This window comes from Sphingosinicella microcystinivorans (assembly GCF_027941835.1).
Taxonomy (GTDB): Bacteria; Pseudomonadota; Alphaproteobacteria; order Sphingomonadales; family Sphingomonadaceae; genus Sphingosinicella.
The window spans coordinates 1,173,217-1,189,779 of record NZ_CP116005.1; the positions used below are offsets into that span (position 1 = coordinate 1,173,217).

Consider the following 16,563-nt stretch of genomic DNA (forward strand, 5'->3'; position numbering starts at 1 on the left):
GAACAGCGGGAGAGTGGAACATGAAATCGATCCTCGTCCATATCCATGACGATGCCGGGCAGAACGCGCGCCTTCAGGCGGCGCTCGACGTGGCGCGCTACTACAGCGGGCACCTGACCTGCCTGCAGGCCATGCCGTTCGCGGCCTATGCCGGCGAGCCCTTCACCGGCGCGATGATCGCCTACGAGGCCTATGCCGAGACGATGGAGGCGACGCGCACGCGCATCGAGGCGCAGCTCGGCAAGGAAGGCGTGCCGTGGGACTGGATCGATTCGCGCGGCAGCGGCTCGGTCGCGGTGATGATGCACAGCCAGCTCACCGACCTCATCGTGCTGAGCCCCACGGGCAAGCTCACCGACCCGGACGCGGCGCTGCCGATCGTGGGCGAGATCGCCACGAAGGTCCGCGCGCCGGTGCTCGCGGTCCGCGACGACCACATCGGCTTCGATCCCTCGGGCGCCGCGCTCGTCGCGTGGAACGGCTCGCCCGAGGCGGCGCAGGCCGTGCGCAACACGATGCACATGCTGACCGCGGCGAAGGCGGTTCACATCGCCTGCATCGAGGAGGATTTCGACACGCACATCCCGGCGCGCGAGGCGGCGTCGTACCTGTCCCGCTACGGCATCAAGGCCGAGGTCCATGCGCGCGCGAAGAGCGGCACGGTGGCGGACACGCTCGGCAGCATCACCGCCGAGGTCGGCGCCGGCTATCTGGTGATGGGCGCCTACGGCCGCTCGCGGTTCGCCGAGTTCATCCTCGGCGGCGTCACCCGCTCGCTGCTGGCGGACGCGGCGCTGCCGCTGGTGCTGTCGCACTGACGCCGGGCGCCTTCCGGATCAGGTAGCGGTAGACGCCGACGGCGTTGATGACGAAGAGCACGGCGTTCTGCGTGGAGAGCGCCGACTCCTCGTCGACCAGCCCGGCCGTGATCCACGCCGCGCTCGACGCCAGGAACAGCACGAACCCCCAGCCGGTGACGCGTCGGCCGAGATCGGCGGCGACGGCGAGCGCCGCCACCATGCCGCTGATCGACGCGGCCCACTTCACGACCTCCAGCACACCGTCCTCCTTGCGCCCGCAAGGCTCAAAGCGACGCCCGGCGGATATGTTCCGGCGTCCGCACCCCGAATCTGTGTTCTTTCGGCAACACCGCCCGGCGATGCACGGCAGCAACATGCCGTATCCGACACGGGCGGTTGCACGATCGCGCGCTTCGTCCCAAGTTAGGTCTTTACGTGGGGGAAAGCTGTCGGCAGGTTTTCGCCCGCGCGTCCGGCTGCGGATTCGGTTGTGCGGCCGTGACGGGGATATTCGGAGACACTCCACGCTGACCCGGGGAGTTGGACCCGTGCCCCGAGGGGCGCGGGTCCTTTTTCAGGCGGCCGCCTTCGCTTCGGTCTCGCCCGAGGCCACCGCCAGCAGCTTGCGCGTGATGGCCTTGAGGCGCTGCGCGTTCTCGATCTTGTCGCCGGTGAGATCGGTCACGTAGAAAACGTCGACCGCGCGCTCGCCGTAGGTGGCGATATGCGCCGAGCTGATCGAAAGCCGCGCGTCGAACAATGTGCGTGTGAGCCCGTAGAGCAGCGCCGGCCGGTCGAGCGCGTGCACCTCGATCACCGTGTAGCGGTTCGAGGCCTTGTTGTCGGCGAGCACGTTCGGCTCCACCTTGAACACGTCGGCGCGGTGCCGGGCAAGCGGCCGCGCGGCCAGCCGCTCGGCGAGTTTCACCTGCCCCGAGGCCGCCTCGATGATCGTCGTCTTCAGCCGGTCGAGCGCATGGGCTTCCTCCAGCACGCGGCCCTCGGGCGTCTGCACGACGAGGTTGTCGATCGCCATGCCGTCGCGCGTCGTGTGGATGCGCGCGTCGACGATGTTCGCGCCGCACAGCGTGATGCCGCCCGCAATCCGGTAGAACAGGCCCGGATGGTCGGGCGCGTACACCGACACCTGCGTCGCGCCGAGCGCGTCGTCACAGGTCATCGCCACGGAAATCTCGTCCTTCGCCTCGGCGATCTGCCGCGCGTTCGCGAGCAGCGACGCCGCGGGCTCGGCGACCCAGTAGCTGTCGAAGAACCGCTTCGCGTGCGCGTTGAAGACGCGGTCGCTCCAGCCGAGCGCGGCCTTGAGGTCTTCCTTCTTGGCGGCGATGCGCTCGGCGCGGCCGCGCTGCTGGTGGCCGAGGCGCAGCATCTCCTCGGCGGCGACATAGAGGTCACGCAGCAGCTGCGCCTTCCACTCCGTCCAGCGGCCGGGCCCGACCGCGCGGATGTCGACGACGGTGAGCACCATCAGCAGCCGCAGCCGCTCGACGTCCTGCACGACTGCGACGAAGTCCTGGATCGTCTTGAAGTCCGAAAGGTCGCGGCGCGTCGCGGTCTCCGACATCAGCAGGTGATAGCGCACCAGCCACGAGACGGTCTCGGTCTCGGCGGGCGTGAGGCCGAGGCGCGGGCAGAGCGCCAGCGCGACATCGGCGCCGAGCACGCTGTGGTCGCCGCCGCGCCCCTTGGCGATGTCGTGCAGCAGCACCGCCACGTAGATCACCCGGCGCGAGGCGATCTGGTGGATGATGACAGCGCTCGTCGGGTGCTCGGCCGCGAGTTCGCCGCTCTCGATGCGCGCGAGCAGGCCGATGGCGCGGATCGTGTGCTCGTCCACCGTGTAGTGGTGGTACATGTCGTATTGCATCCGCGCGACGACGCGGCCGAAATCGGGAACGAAGCGGCCGAACACGCCCGCCTCGTTCATCCAGCGCAGCACCGTGTCGGGCGCGCGGCGGCTGGTGAGCACGTCCATGAACAGCGCGTTGGCGCGCGGGTCGCGCCGCACGGCGGCGTCGATCAGCTTCGCGTCGCGCCCGGCCTGCCGCATCGCCTGCGGATGGATTTCAAGCTCGTGCTTCTCGGCGAGCGCGAACATCTCGATGAGCCGCACCGGGTCCTTCGCGAAGAAATCGTCGCCCGGCACGCCGAGGCGACCGCGCTGCACGGTGAAGCCGTTCAGCTTCCGGGGCGCGCGGCGCACGCTCGGCAGGCGGATGCGGCTTTCCGCGTAGGTCTCCTCGAGGTGCGAGAGGAACAGGCCGGTGAGGTCGCCGACCTGCCGCGCGATCAGGAAATAGTGGCGCATGAAGCGCTCGACCGCCGACATGCCCGCGCGGTCGTGGTAGTTGAGCCGCGCCGCGAGCTCGCGCTGCATGTCGAAGGTCAGCCGCTCCTCGGCGCGCTTCGCGATGTCGTGCAGGTTGATGCGCACCGCCCACAGGAAGTTCTCGGCCTTGTTGAACTGGCGGTACTCGCGGGGCGTCAGCAGCCCCTTGTCGACGAGTTCGGCCGCGCGCTCCACGCGGAACACGTACTTGCCGATCCAGAACAGGGTGTGCAGGTCGCGAAGCCCGCCCTTGCCCTCCTTGATGTTGGGCTCGACGACGTAGCGGCTGTCCCCCATGCGCGTGTGCCGCGCCTCGCGCTCGGCGAGCTTGGCCTGCGTGAAGTCGCGCTCGGTGCCGGAGACGACCTCCTTCAGGAACCGCGCGTTCGCCTCGTCGTAGAGCGCCTCGTCGCCCCACACGTAGCGCGCCTCCAGCATGGCGGTGCGGATCGTCACGTCCTCGCGCGACAGGCGCACGACATCGGCGATGGAGCGCGTTGCGTGGCCGACCTTCAGCCCGAGGTCCCACAGCGTGTAGAGCATCGTCTCGACGACCTGCTCGATCCAGCCGGTGGATTTCTGCGCGGTGAGGAACAGGATGTCGACGTCCGAGAACGGCGCCATCTCGGCGCGGCCGTAGCCGCCCACGGCGCACACGGCGATGCGCTCGGCGGCGCTCGGGTTGCTCGCCGGGTAGAGGCGCTGCGTCGCGAAATCGAAGACCAGCCGCACCAGTTGATCGGTGAGGAAGGCGTGGCCGTTCGCGAGTTCGAGTCCCTTGTAGGGCGCGGCTTCAAGCCGACGCTTCAGCTCGGCGCGCGCGCCCGCGAGCGCGACGCGCAGCACGCCGACGGCGGCGGCGCGGTCGGCGGGAATCGAGGCCAGCACCTCGGCGACCTCGCGGCGGTCGATGATCGCGCGGCGGTCGGTGACGCGGTGGAAACGGTCGGTCATGCTCACGATATCGCCCCTCAGCCGCCGTCTGCCAAGCGCTTGAGGTCGTAGAGCGCATCGAGCGCGGCGCGCGGGCTCATCTCGTCCGGCCGCAGCGCCGCGAGCGCATCGCGCAGCGCGTCGCGCGCCGGTGTCGCCGGCGCGGCGGCGCTGAACAGCGGCAGGTCGCCGAGCCCCGCGGCGATGCCGCCGGTCTTCGCCTTGCCCTGCTCCAGCCGGGCGAGCACCTCGGACGCGCGGTGCGTGACGAGTTCCGGCAGCCCGGCAAGGCGCGCGACGGCGAGGCCGTAGCTGCGGTCGGCCGCGCCTGCGATCACCTCGTGCAGGAACACGAGCTCGCCCTTCCATTCGCGCACCTTCACCGTGGCGAGATGCACGGCGGCGAGCCGGTCGGCGAGCACGGTCAGCTCGTGGTAGTGCGTCGCGAACAGGCAGCGGCTGGCGAGGCTGTCGTGCACCGACTCCACCACCGCCCACGCGATGGCGAGGCCGTCGTAGGTGGAGGTGCCGCGCCCGACCTCGTCGAGGATGACGAGCGAGCGCGCCGTCGCCTGCCGCAGGATCGCCGCGGTCTCGACCATCTCGACCATGAAGGTCGAACGCCCCTCGGCGAGATTGTCCGACGCGCCGACGCGGCTGAACAGCCGGTCGACGACGCCGATATGCGCCGACTGCGCGGGCACGAAACTGCCCGTCTGCGCGAGCACGGCGAGCAGCGCGTTCTGGCGCAGGAAGGTCGATTTGCCCGCCATGTTGGGGCCGGTGAGCAGCCACAGCCGCCGGTCCGGCCCGAGGTCGCAGTCGTTGGCGACGAACGCCTCGCGCTTCGCCCCGAGTGCCGCCTCGACGACCGGATGCCGCCCGCCGCGAATCTCGAAGGCGGTGCTCGCGTCCACCTCGGGCCGCACCCAGCCGCCGCGCGCGGCAAGCTCGGCGAGCGCCGCCGCGACGTCGATGCGCGCGAGCGCCGCGGCGGTTTCCCCGGCGGCCTCCGCTTCCCCGAGCACCGTTTCGCGCAGCGCCACGAAATGCGCGGCCTCTGCGGCGAGCGCCTTCGTCGACGCCTCGGCGATGCGCGCGGCGAGATCGGCTAGGTCGACGCTGTTGAAGCGCACAACGCCCGCGAGCGTCTGCCGGTGCGTGAAGCCGCTGTCCGCCGCCATCAGCGGGTCGGCATGGCGCGCCGAGACCTCGACGTGATAGCCGAGCACGTTGTTGTGGCGGATCTTGAGCGCGGCGATCCCGGTCGCCTCGCGGTAGCGCGCCTCCAGCGCCGCGATGTGGCGGCGGCCGTCCTGCGCGAGCCCGCGCAGCTCGTCGAGCGCGGGGTCGAAGCCCTCCGCGATGAAGCCGCCGTCGGACACGGAGAAGCCCGGCTCGGGCACGAGCGCGGCGGCAAGGCCCTCGACGAGCGCGCCGTGCGGCCCGATGCGTTCAAGACAGTCCGCCAGCATCGCCGGCACGCCGAGTTCGTTTTCCGAAAGCAGCCGCTTGAGGTCGAGCGCGCCCGACAGCGCATCGCGCAGCAGGCCGAGGTCGCGCGGGCTGCCGCGCCCGGCAGCGAGGCGGCCGAGCGCGCGCTCGATGTCGGCGATGCGCTTCAAGGCGGCGCGGACGCGCTCGCGCAGCGTGGGCGCGCCGACGAACCAGCCGACGAGATCGAGACGGCTCGCGATGGTTTCGGGATCGGTGAGCGGCGCGGCGAGGTCGGCGGCAAGGCGGCGCGCACCCGCGCCGGTGACGGTGAGGTCGATGCAATCAAGCAGCGAGCCCTTGCGGCTGCCCGCCATGGTCTCGGCGAGTTCGAGGCTGGCGCGCGTCGCCGCGTCGATCAGCATGGCGCTTTCGGGGAGGTGCCGCGCCGGCGGGCGCAGGCGCACGGCGGCATCTTTCTGCGTCGCCTCGACGAACGCGAGCAGCGCCCCCGCCGCCGCAAGCTCAGCGCGCGTGAAGGCGCCGAAGCCGCCCAGCGTGCCGACGTCGAAGCGGCGGCAGAGCTTGCGCTCGCCCGCCGTGCTGTCGAAGTCGCCGCGCGGGCGCACGGCAACGAGATGCCCGGAGGGCGCCTCCCTGCCGTCCGCGATCAGAAGCTCTGCCGGGCGCAGCCGCGCCAGCTCCGCGCCGACGAGCGCGGCATCGACCGGCGCGGTCATGAACTCGCCCGAGGAGAGATCGCACCACGCGAGGCCCATGCGTCCCTCCGCCTCGCCGACCGCGGCGAGCCGGTTGGCGCTGCGCGCGTCGAGCAGGCTTTCCTCGGTGAGCGTGCCGGGCGTGACGACGCGGATCACGGCGCGGCGCACCACCGATTTCGCGCCGCGCTTCTTCGCCTCCGCCGGGTCCTCGACCTGCTCGGCGATGGCGACGCGGAAGCCCTTCGAAATCAGCCGCGCGAGGTACGTCTCGTGGCTGTGCGCGGGGACGCCGCACATCGGGATGTCCTCGCCCATGTGCTGGCCGCGCTTGGTGAGCGCGATGTCGAGCGCGCCGGCCGCCGCGACAGCGTCCTGAAAGAACATCTCGTAGAAATCGCCCATGCGGAAGAACAGCAGGCTGTCCCCGGCCTCTGCCTTCAGCGCGAGATATTGCTCCATCATGGGCGAGGGGGAATCCGCTTTTACAGATTTCACGGATTGAGGACTGGCGTCGGCGCACATGCGGACGCTAATAGCGATCTCAGGCGCCTTGGTGGAGAAAACATTTGTCAAAAGGCAGTTCGGTCAAGTTCAGCGATCAGGAAGCCCTGCAATTCCATTCGCAGGGCCGCCCGGGCAAGATCGAGATCATCGCATCGAAGCCGATGGCGACGCAGCGCGACCTCAGCCTCGCCTACTCCCCGGGCGTCGCCGTGCCGGTGGAGGCGATCGCCGCCGATCCCGTGCTCGCCTACGACTACACCGCCAAGGGCAACCTCGTCGCCGTCATCTCCAACGGCACCGCCATCCTCGGCCTCGGCAACCTCGGCGCGCTCGCCGCGAAGCCGGTGATGGAGGGCAAGGCCGTGCTGTTCAAGCGCTTCGCCGACGTCGACGCCATCGACATCGAGCTGGCGAGCGAGGACGTCGACCAGCTCGTGAACGCCATCTCGCTGATGGAGCCGAGCTTCGGCGGCATCAACCTCGAGGACATCGCCTCGCCCGACTGCTTCATCATCGAGAGCCGCCTGCGCGAGATGATGAACATCCCGGTGTTCCACGACGACCAGCACGGCACCGCGATCATCTCGTCGGCGGGCCTCATCAACGCGCTCAGGATCACCGGCAAGTCGATCAAGGACGTGAAGATGGTGGTGAACGGCGCGGGCGCCGCCGCCATCGCCTGCGCCGAGCTCATCATCGCGATGGGGATGCCCCGCACCAACGTGCGCATGTGCGACCGCGAGGGCGTGATCCACAAGGACCGCACCAACCTCAACCAGTGGAAGTCCGCCTACGCCATCGAAACCGAGGAGCGCACGCTGCTCGACGCCATGCAGGGCGCCGACGTATTCCTCGGCCTCTCCGCCGCGGGCGCGGTGACGCCGGAGATGGTGAAGGCGATGGCGCCCAACCCGATCATCTTCGCGATGGCGAACCCGACCCCGGAGATCCTGCCGGAGGACGCGCACGCCGTCCGCTCCGACGCGATCATCGCGACGGGCCGCTCGGACTATCCGAACCAGGTCAACAACGTCCTCGGCTTCCCCTACATCTTCCGCGGCGCGCTCGACGTGCGCGCGACGACGATCAACGAGGAGATGAAGATCGCCGCCGCCGAGGCGCTCGCCGACCTCGCGCGCGAGACCGTGCCCGACGAGGTCGCCATCGCCTACGGCAAGCAGCCGGTGTTCGGCCCCGAGTACATCATCCCGGCGCCGTTCGACCCGCGCCTCATCGAGGCGATCCCGCTCGCCGTCGCGCGCGCCGCGATGAAGACCGGCGTCGCGCAGCGCCCGATCATCGACGAGGAGGCCTACCGCACCGAGCTGCGCGCGCGGCTCAACCCGACGACCGCCGTGCTTTCGAACAGCTACGACGCCGCGAAAGCCAACCCCAAGCGCATCGTCTTCGCCGAGGGCGAGGAGGAGATCGTGCTGCGCGCGGCGATGACGATCAAGAGCGCCGGCTACGGCATCCCCGTGCTCGTCGGCCGCGACGACCGCGTGACGGAGGGGCTGAGGCGGCTCGGCGTCGAGGACGCCGCCAGCTTCGAGATCCACAACAGCCGCATCAGCCCGCTGGTGCCCGGCATGGCCGAGCATCTCTACCGGCGCCTCCAGCGCAAGGGCGTGCTCTACCGCGACGCGCAGCGCATGGTGAACCAGGACCGCAACGTCTTCGGCGCGCTGCTCGTCGCGCTCGGCCACGGCGACGTGCTCGTCACCGGCGTCACCCGCCATTTCAGCCAGACGCTGAGCCAGGTGCAGCAGGTGATCGACCCGGCGCCGCGCCACATCCCCTTCGGCATCCATCTCGTCGTCGGCCGCTCCGACAGCTTCCTCATCGCCGACACGACGGTGAACGAGCGCCCGACCGCCGAGCAGCTCGCCGACATCGCCGAGCAGACCGCGAGCGTCGCCCGCCGCATGGGAAAGACGCCGCGCGTCGCCTTCCTCTCCTATTCGAACTTCGGCAACCCGCCGGGCGAGATCACCGGCGTGCTGCGCGACGCCGTCGCCGTGCTCGACGACCGCCGCGTCGGCTTCGAGTACGAGGGCGAGATGTCCGCCGACGTCGCGCTCAACCGCGACATGGCGAAGCTCTATCCGTTCAGCCGCCTCACCGGCCCCGCCAACGTGCTGATCATGCCCGGCCTCCATTCGGCGAACATCTCCGCCAAGCTGCTGAAGGAGCTTGGCGGCGGCCGCGTGTTCGGGCCGCTGCTGATGGGCATGTCGAAGCCGGTGCAGATCGTGCCGATGACCTCGACGACGAGCGACCTCGTGACGATGTCGGTGCTCGCCGCCAGCGGCGTCGTCGACTAGACCGCGATCGGTTCAGGCCTCTACGGCCTGAACCGTGAATCGCTGTCTAAGCTGTAAAATTGGGATTGAATGCTTTTGACACGGCCGGGGGAGGGTCTAGTCTGAAACGATGTTGAGGCCGCCGCTTCTGTTCATCCACGGCATGTGGTCGACGCCGCACGTGTGGGACTGGTTCGCCGATCGCTACCGCGCCGCCGGTCACGCCGTCCATGTGCCCGCGCTGCCCTACCACGACGTCGATCCCGCCGAGCCGCCGTCGCCGATTCTCGCCAGCATCGGCGTGCAGGACTATGCGGACGCCGTCGCCGCGGTGGTGCGCACGCTGCCCGAAAGCCCGGTGATCGTCGGCCACTCGATGGGCGGCATGCTCGCCCAGAAGGTGGCGGAGGCGACCGGCGCGCGCGGGCTCATGCTGCTCTCCCCGGCGCCGACCGCGGAAACCCAGAGCATTTCGCTCGCGCCGCTGCGCACCGTGTTCGGAATCGCGGTGAAGCGCCAGTGGTGGAAGCAGCCGACGAAGATCGACGCCGAGCACGCCCGCTGGGGCATCTTCAACGAGGTGCCCTACGACATCGCCAATGCGGAGATCGCGAAGCTGGTGTGGGACTCGGGCCGCGTGCTGTTCCAGATCTCCATGCCCTGGGCCGACAAGACGCGTGCGGCGCGGGTGGACTACGGCAAGCTTTCGATGCCCGCGCTGGTCGTCGTCGGCGACCGCGACCGCATCACCCCCATCTCCGTCGCCCGCGCGACGGCCCGCGCGCTCACCGGCCACACCGACTACCGCGAGATCGTGGGCGCCGGGCACTGGCTGTTCCACGATCCCATCCGCGAAAGGGTCGCGGCGGAGATGGACGCCTTCCTGAAGACGCTCGGGTAGAAACGGCGCACGCTTTCGGTACGTACACTGCGCGCGCCATACCTCCTTCGTCATACCGGCGCAGGCCGGTATCCATACGACCGTGGTTATGGATACCGGCCTGCGCCGGTATGACGGGAGAGAAGACGGCAGGATTTCACGGCATCGCCGCGATCAATACGGCGTGCCGTCCTTGCGCGTGAACGACCCGCCGTTGCGCGGCAGGTGCATGTCGATGTCGGGATAGGTGCACGTGTCGTCGGCGAAGTCGCTGCCGACGACGAGCAGCACGGCGTCCGCGTCCGACCGGTTCACGAAGTGGTGCGCGTCGCCGTCGCCCTTGGGGAAGGCCGCGCAGTCGCCGGGGCGCATCACGGTCTCGCCCGCGTTCGTCACCAGCACCGCCTCGCCCGAGAGCACGATGGCGAACTCGTCCTCCCGGCTGTGCCAGTGGCGCTGGCTCGACCACGCGCCGGGTTCGAGGCGGCAGAGATTGACGCCGAAATCGGTGAGCCCGCCCGGCCCCGCAAGGCGCCGGTAATGACGGCCCGCGACGGCAGCGTCGTAGGGCGCGGGATAACCGGTGCGGCACACTTCGGGGACGGCATCGAGATCGAGTTTCGGCATGGCGCTTCCTTAAGCCGGCGGCGGCATTATAAGCACCTCTCATGTCCGCCGCCATCGACCCGCTCGCGCTCGCCCGCGCGCTCATCCACTGCCCCAGCATCACCCCGCGCGACGAGGGCGCGCAGGCCGTGCTCGCCGAGGCGCTGGAGGCGATCGGCTTCAAGGTCTGGCGGCACGTGTGGGGCGAGGCGCCCGACGGCCCGGTGCACAACCTCTTCGCGCGCATCGGCGGCGGTGGCCCGCATTTCGCCTTCGCCGGGCACACCGACGTGGTGCCGGTCGGCAATCGCGACGGCTGGTCCGTGGAGCCATTCGCCGCCGAGGTGCGCGACGGCCAGCTCGTCGGGCGCGGCGCGGCGGACATGAAGGGCGCCATCGCCGCGTTCGTCGCGGCGGCCGCCGAAAACCGCCCCGCGACGGGCTCGATCAGCCTCGTCATCACCGGCGACGAGGAGGGCCCGGCCGTGTTCGGCACCAAGCCCCTGCTCGACTGGATGGAGGCGACCGGCAACGTCCCCGACCATTGCCTCGTCGGCGAGCCGACCAGCCGCCACCGCCTCGGCGACATGGTGAAGATCGGGCGGCGCGGTTCGGTGAACGTGTGGATTCGCGTGACCGGCGCGCAGGGCCACGTCGCCTATCCGCACATGGCGGACAACCCGGTCCGCCACCTCGTCAACATCCTCCACGCGCTGCAGGCGCGCGAACTCGATACCGGCAACGCGTGGTTCGACCCGTCGAACCTCGAGATCACCGACATCGCCGTCGGCAACCCGGCGGTGAACATGATCCCCGCGCAGGCGGAAGCGCGGCTCAACATCCGCTTCAACGACGCGCACACGGGCGCGGGCCTCGTGCAGTGGATCGAGAAGGTCGCCGCGCGCGAAACCGCGGGCGCGGGCGTCGAGGCGAAGATCTCGGGCGAGGCGTTCCTCACCGAGCCCGGCGATTTCAGCGCCCTCCTCGCCGACGCGATCCGCGCCGAGACGGGCGTCGAGACGGAATTCTCGACGAGCGGCGGCACGTCGGACGCCCGCTTCATCCGCCGCCTGTGCCCGGTCGTCGAGTTCGGCCTGCCCGGCCAGTCGATGCACAAGACCGACGAGCACGTCGCGGTGGACGACCTCCACGCGCTCACCCGCATCTACGGGCGCATTTTGCGGGATTACTTCGCGTAAAGACTAAAGCCCCTCCCTGAAGAGGGAGGGGAGGATGGCTCCCTACCCGCTGTTCCTCAGCCCCGCCGCGATCCCGTTGATCGTCAGGTGAATACCCTCGCGCACGCGCGCGTCCGTCTCGCCCCGGCGGTAGCGGCGGATCAGTTCCACCTGCAGCGCGTTCAGCGGCTCGATATAGGGCAGCCGCATCCGGATGCGGCGCGCGAGCACGGGATCGTCGCCGAGCACGTCGGCCGCGCCGGTGATCTCCAGCAGCGAGTCGCGCGTGCGGTGCCAGCCCGCGCTGATCGCGCCGAACACGTTCGCACGCAGCGCCTCGTCCTCCACGAGATCGCTGTAGAGCGCGGCGATGGCGATGTCGGACTTCGCGAGCACCATCGCCATGTTCGAAAGCGTCGCCGCGAAGAACGGCCACTCGGCGTTCATCGCGCGCAGCAGGCCCTTGTCCTCGAACCCGGCAAGCGCCGAGCCCACGCCGTACCAGCCGGGCAGCATGACGCGCGCCTGCGACCAGCTGAACACCCACGGGATCGCGCGCAGGTCCTCGATGCGGTCGGACTTGGTGCGCGAGGACGGCCGCGAGCCGATCTTGAGTTCGGCGATCTCGCCGACCGGCGTCGCGGCGCGGAAATAGCTGTTGAAGCCCGGCGTCTCGTAGACGAGGCCGCGATACGCCGCGCGCGCCGCCGCGCTCAGCGTCTCCATCGCGGTGCGGAAACGCGTGAGGTCGGCGGGATCGGTCTCCGGCGGGGCCAGCGTCGCCAGCAACGTCGCCGACGTCATGGTCTCGAGGCTGAGCGCGGCGAGCGCGGGCGTGCCGTACTTGGAGGCGATCACCTCGCCCTGTTCGGTGATGCGGATGCGCGCGCCGACCGTGCCCGGCGGCTGCGCGCGGATGCCCGCGAACGCCGATCCGCCGCCGCGCCCCACCGTGCCGCCGCGCCCGTGGAACAGTTGCAGCCGCACGACCGCCTCGGCGAACACGTCGGCGAGCGCCTGCGACGCCTCGAACAGCGCCCAGCTCGACGTCAGGTAGCCGCCGTCCTTGTTGCTGTCCGAATAGCCGATCATCACTTCCTGCACGCCGCCGCGCGCATCGACGAGCGCGCGCGCTTCCGGCATCGAGAGAAACGCGCGCATCACGGCGGGCGCGGCTTCGAGGTCCTCGATCGTCTCGAACAGCGGCGACACCATGACGTCACACGCCGGAACCGCGCCGGGGCGGTAGAGGCCGACCTCCTTCAGCAGCAGGTACACCTCGAACAGGTCGGCGACGCATGTGGAATGCGAGATCACGTAGTTGCGGACCGATGCCGGGCCGTAGCGCGCGTGCGCCTCGGCGGCGGCGCGCAGGATGGCGAGTTCGCTCCGCGCGGTTTCCGAATAATCGGCGAACGGGCTCGCGAGCAGGCGCCGGTGCCCGAGTTCGCGGCGCAGCAGCGCGGTGCGCGCGTCGGCATCGAGCGCTTCATAGTCGGCGCATACGCCCGCCTCGCGCAGCAGCTCCGAAACGACCGCGCGGTGCACGCCGCTGTTCTGCCGCATGTCGAGCGACGCGAGGTGGAAGCCGAACAGGCACACCGCGCGGATCAGGTCGTCGAGACGGCTGCCGACGAGCCGCGCGCCGCCGTGTGCGACGAGGCTGGCGCGCACCACCTCCAGATCGGCGATCAGCGCCTCCGGCGCCGCATAGCTCTCCGCGATCAGCGTCGAGGCGCGCGGCGGGCGGGCGCCGGTGAGGTCCGCGTGGGTTTCCGCGAGCCGCGCGTAGACGCCCGAAAGCGCGCGGCGGTAGGGCTCGTCCTGCCGGTGCGGGGACTCGTCGCCGCTTTCGTCGGCGAGCGCCGCGAGTTCCGGCGTGATGCCCGCGATCGAGGCGCTGATCGAAAGCTCGGCGCCGAGCCGGTGCACCTCGTCGAGATAGTATTGCAGCGCCGCGCGCGCCTGCCCGGCGAGCGCGATGCGCAGCGTCTCCGCGGTCACGAACGGGTTGCCGTCGCGGTCGCCGCCGATCCAGCTTCCCGGCTTCAGGAAGCTGCCGACCTCGGCGCCGAGCAGCGCCTCCGCGCGGCGGTGCAGCGCGGGCAGCACCGGCAGCAGGCTTTCGCGCATGACGCTCAGCGCGTTCGCGATCTCGTCGACGACGAGCAGGCGGACGGCACGCAGGGGCCGCGTCTGCCAGAGCAGCGCGATCTGGCGGTAAAGCTCCGCGTCCACCGCCGCAGGATCGGCCGCGGAGGGCCGGTTCGCGACGAGTTCGGCGATGGCGCTTTCCCGGTCGATCACGCTCTTGCGCCGCACCTCGGTCGGGTGCGCGGTGAGCACGGGCGAGATCAGCGCGCCCATCAAGGTCGCCGCGACCTCTCCGGGCGCGATGCCGCGCTGCGCGAGTTCGGCGAGCGCGCCTTCGAGGCGTTCGGGGCGGGTTTCCGATCCCTCCGGTATGATCGCCGTCTGCCGGTCCTCGGCGATGTTCGCGAGCAGCGAGAAGTTGAGGAAGCCGCGGATGAAGCGCACCGCGTCGTCGAGGCTGAGGCCCGCGAGCAGCCGCGCCAGCTCCGCGCGCCGCTCCGGCGCGTCGTCGCGGGGCACCGCGACGGAGGCCTGCCTGAGCGCCTCGATCGTGTCGAACGCCGCCTTGCCGTCGAAGTCGCGGATAACGTCGCCGAGCAGGCGGCCGAGGTGGCGCACCTCGTCCCGGTCGGAAAGCACGGCGGTGGGGTGGCGGAGAGGAACGGCGCTCATGCCGCAACGCTATTCCCGTCGATGCTGCACCGCAACAGGAGATCGCGTGCAAAGCCTTGGGGACCGGCCGTCATTTCGCTCAGGGCGAGGCGAAAACGGTGGATTTCGAGAACTGTATGGCGCTTTCGTTATAACTTTGCGTGAGGGCGTCCCATTGGGGCCATCGTCCCCGACGAAGTCGAGGATGCCCATGAGTTCGCCGTGGAGAGTGGCATGAACCTCTCCGCGCTTGTCGCCCGGCATGAGGACGATTTTGCCAACGAGCGCACGGATGTCGGCAGCGGCTTCGGTGCGCGTCTCTGGATCTTCGAGCGTTTCAACCAGGCCTGCGACCTTGCGCCGATAGGCATCGGCGATGCCGGGGTGGATATCGGGGATGCTCGCCGGGGCTTCTGACAGCCGCGCCGTGATCTCGGCCTTCTGCCTTTCAAGCTCCACCATGCGCGCCTTCATGGCGGGCTGGTACATGCCGTCCTCGATCGCCGCCATGATCCCGGCGATGGCCCGCTCGACCTTGCCGAGCGCCTGCCGGTCGGCCTCGGCCTGTGCACGGTGTTCGCGATTCGCGTCGTTGATCTGCGCGGCATAGGCGCGGACCGCCGCCCCGACCTTCTCGGGCGAGACAAGCCTGTCCCGGATACCGGCCAGCGCCCGCGCTTCCAGAGCTGCCCGGCGGATCGTACGGGGATTGCCGCAGGTGCCGTGGCGGTGACGGTTGATGCAGCCGTAGCGGCCCTTGACCACGATCCCGTAGACGCCGCCGCACACCCCGCACTCCAGCAGCCCCGAGAGCAGATAGACCGGACGGCGCAGTTCACCCAGCTTGCGGGCTCGCGCTGCACGCATGCCCGCCGTAACCGCCTCGAACCGTTTCGCCAGAACCGCTTTCTGCGCCTGCACCGCCTGCCAGAGCGCGTCGTCGACGATGCGAAGGTGCGGCACCTCGACCTGCACCCACTCCGATTCGGGATTGGGACGTGAGACCTTCCGACCCGTGACCGGGTCCTTGAGGTAGCGCTTGTGGTTCCACGAGAGCACGCCCGCATACAGCGCGTTGTTGAGGATGCCGGTGCCGCACGCGGCATGGCCGCGGATCGTCGTGTCCCGCCACGTCCGGCCACCCGGACCGGGGATGCCCTCCGCATTAAGGTCGCGAGCAATCGCGCGCGGGCTGGTGCCGCAGGCAAATGCCCGGAAGATGCGGCGTACGACCTCGGCCTCGACCGGATCAACAGTCCGCTCGCCGCGCACGAGCTCGCCGTCCGCCGTCAGACGCCGTAAGATCTTGTAGCCATAGGCGGCGCGGCTTGCCGCTAGCCCCTTCTCGATGCGCCCGCGCAGGCCGCGATGCGTCTTCTTCGCGAGGTCTTTCAGGAACAGCGCGTTCATCGTGCCCTTGAGCCCGACATGAAGCTCGCTGATCTCGCCCTCAGAGAGGGTAACCAGCGTCACGCCTGCGAACTGGAGGTGCTTGTAGAGCGTTGCGACATCGGCCTGGTCGCGCGACACACGGTCGAGTGCTTCTGCGAGCACGACATCGAACGCCCCACGCTCGGCATCCCGCAGCAGCGCGCGGATGCCCGGGCGCAGCGTGATGCTGGCGCCCGAGATCGCGGCATCCTCATAGGTCTGCACCGCGGCCCAACCTTCGCGCTCTGCGCGCTCGCGGCAGATGCGAAGCTGGTCCTCGATGGAAGCGGCGCTCTGCTGGTCCGACGAGTAGCGGGCATAGAGGGCGACACGAATCACGATAACGATCTCCCCACGCCGTCCCGGGCACCGGCCGGCAATGCTGTGGGCGCAGAACCTGTCCAGGCGACACGGACGCGACGATGACCGGCGTTTGTGCTATTCCTGCGCGCGTCGTGCACGGATATGCTCGCGGGCGATCTGGCGTCCGACCGCCTCGGCGATACGGATAAGAGCAGCGTCGACCTCATGGGCTTCGATGACAAGCCGGGCGTCATCATTCGTAGGGCACGCCTCATGAATGCGGCACACACCATCCCGCCGCAGCGCCATGCTGCCGTGGGGGCTGGTGCGGGATGTGCGCCTGGCGTCCATCCCCAAGTGTCTATGCGCGCTGG

At 69.8% G+C, this 16,563-nt stretch carries 11 protein-coding genes; 4 read left to right on the top strand and 7 right to left on the bottom strand.

Annotation, left to right across the window (positions count from 1 at the left end; all coding sequences use genetic code 11):
• Positions 1–20 precede the first annotated feature (20 nt).
• The gene (locus PE061_RS05635) at positions 21–818 is read left to right on the top strand and encodes a universal stress protein (RefSeq protein WP_271258179.1); all 798 of its coding nucleotides are present in this window, start codon (positions 21–23) and stop codon (positions 816–818) included.
• Here PE061_RS05635 and PE061_RS05640 read toward each other — a convergent pair.
• The 3 genes from PE061_RS05640 to mutS form a co-directional block, all read right to left on the bottom strand.
• Positions 766–1,059 (bottom strand): hypothetical protein, encoded by a 294-nt coding sequence (locus PE061_RS05640; RefSeq protein ID WP_271258180.1) that lies wholly within the window; start codon positions 1,057–1,059, stop codon positions 766–768. The genes PE061_RS05635 and PE061_RS05640 overlap by 53 nt on opposite strands.
• 315 nt (positions 1,060–1,374) lie before the next feature.
• Positions 1,375–4,104, bottom strand: a complete 2,730-nt coding sequence (locus PE061_RS05645; RefSeq protein ID WP_271259130.1) for a [protein-PII] uridylyltransferase — start codon at positions 4,102–4,104, stop codon at positions 1,375–1,377.
• Positions 4,105–4,121: 17 nt separating this feature from the next.
• Positions 4,122–6,701, bottom strand: a complete 2,580-nt coding sequence (mutS, locus tag PE061_RS05650; protein WP_271258181.1) for a DNA mismatch repair protein MutS — start codon at positions 6,699–6,701, stop codon at positions 4,122–4,124.
• A gap of 104 nt (positions 6,702–6,805) precedes the next feature.
• On the opposite strand from mutS, the gene PE061_RS05655 reads away from it, so the two are divergent.
• Together PE061_RS05655 and PE061_RS05660 are read left to right on the top strand one after the other, a co-directional pair.
• Positions 6,806–9,067, top strand: a complete 2,262-nt coding sequence (locus PE061_RS05655) for an NADP-dependent malic enzyme (protein WP_271258182.1) — start codon at positions 6,806–6,808, stop codon at positions 9,065–9,067.
• Between the two features lie 109 nt (positions 9,068–9,176).
• Entirely contained in the window at positions 9,177–9,947 is a 771-nt protein-coding gene (locus PE061_RS05660; RefSeq protein WP_271258183.1) for an alpha/beta hydrolase, read from the top strand.
• A gap of 153 nt (positions 9,948–10,100) precedes the next feature.
• Here PE061_RS05660 and PE061_RS05665 read toward each other — a convergent pair whose 3' ends face one another.
• Positions 10,101–10,553 (bottom strand): cupin domain-containing protein, encoded by a 453-nt coding sequence (locus tag PE061_RS05665; protein ID WP_271258184.1) that lies wholly within the window; start codon positions 10,551–10,553, stop codon positions 10,101–10,103.
• A 41-nt stretch (positions 10,554–10,594) separates the two neighbouring features.
• Here PE061_RS05665 and dapE point away from each other — a divergent pair, with 41 nt between their 5' ends.
• Positions 10,595–11,731 (top strand): succinyl-diaminopimelate desuccinylase, encoded by a 1,137-nt coding sequence (gene dapE, locus PE061_RS05670; RefSeq protein ID WP_271258185.1) that lies wholly within the window; start codon positions 10,595–10,597, stop codon positions 11,729–11,731.
• A 42-nt stretch (positions 11,732–11,773) separates the two neighbouring features.
• Here dapE and ppc read toward each other — a convergent pair whose 3' ends face one another.
• The 3 genes from ppc to PE061_RS05685 form a co-directional block, all read right to left on the bottom strand.
• Complete coding sequence (gene ppc / locus PE061_RS05675) at positions 11,774–14,476, bottom strand: phosphoenolpyruvate carboxylase (protein ID WP_271258186.1); 2,703 nt, start codon at positions 14,474–14,476, stop codon at positions 11,774–11,776.
• A gap of 9 nt (positions 14,477–14,485) precedes the next feature.
• Positions 14,486–16,225 (bottom strand): recombinase family protein, encoded by a 1,740-nt coding sequence (locus PE061_RS05680; RefSeq protein WP_271258187.1) that lies wholly within the window; start codon positions 16,223–16,225, stop codon positions 14,486–14,488.
• 99 nt (positions 16,226–16,324) lie between these two features.
• Positions 16,325–16,540: a hypothetical protein gene (locus PE061_RS05685; protein WP_271258188.1), complete on the bottom strand. Its 216-nt coding sequence runs from the start codon at positions 16,538–16,540 to the stop codon at positions 16,325–16,327.
• Positions 16,541–16,563 lie beyond the last annotated feature (23 nt).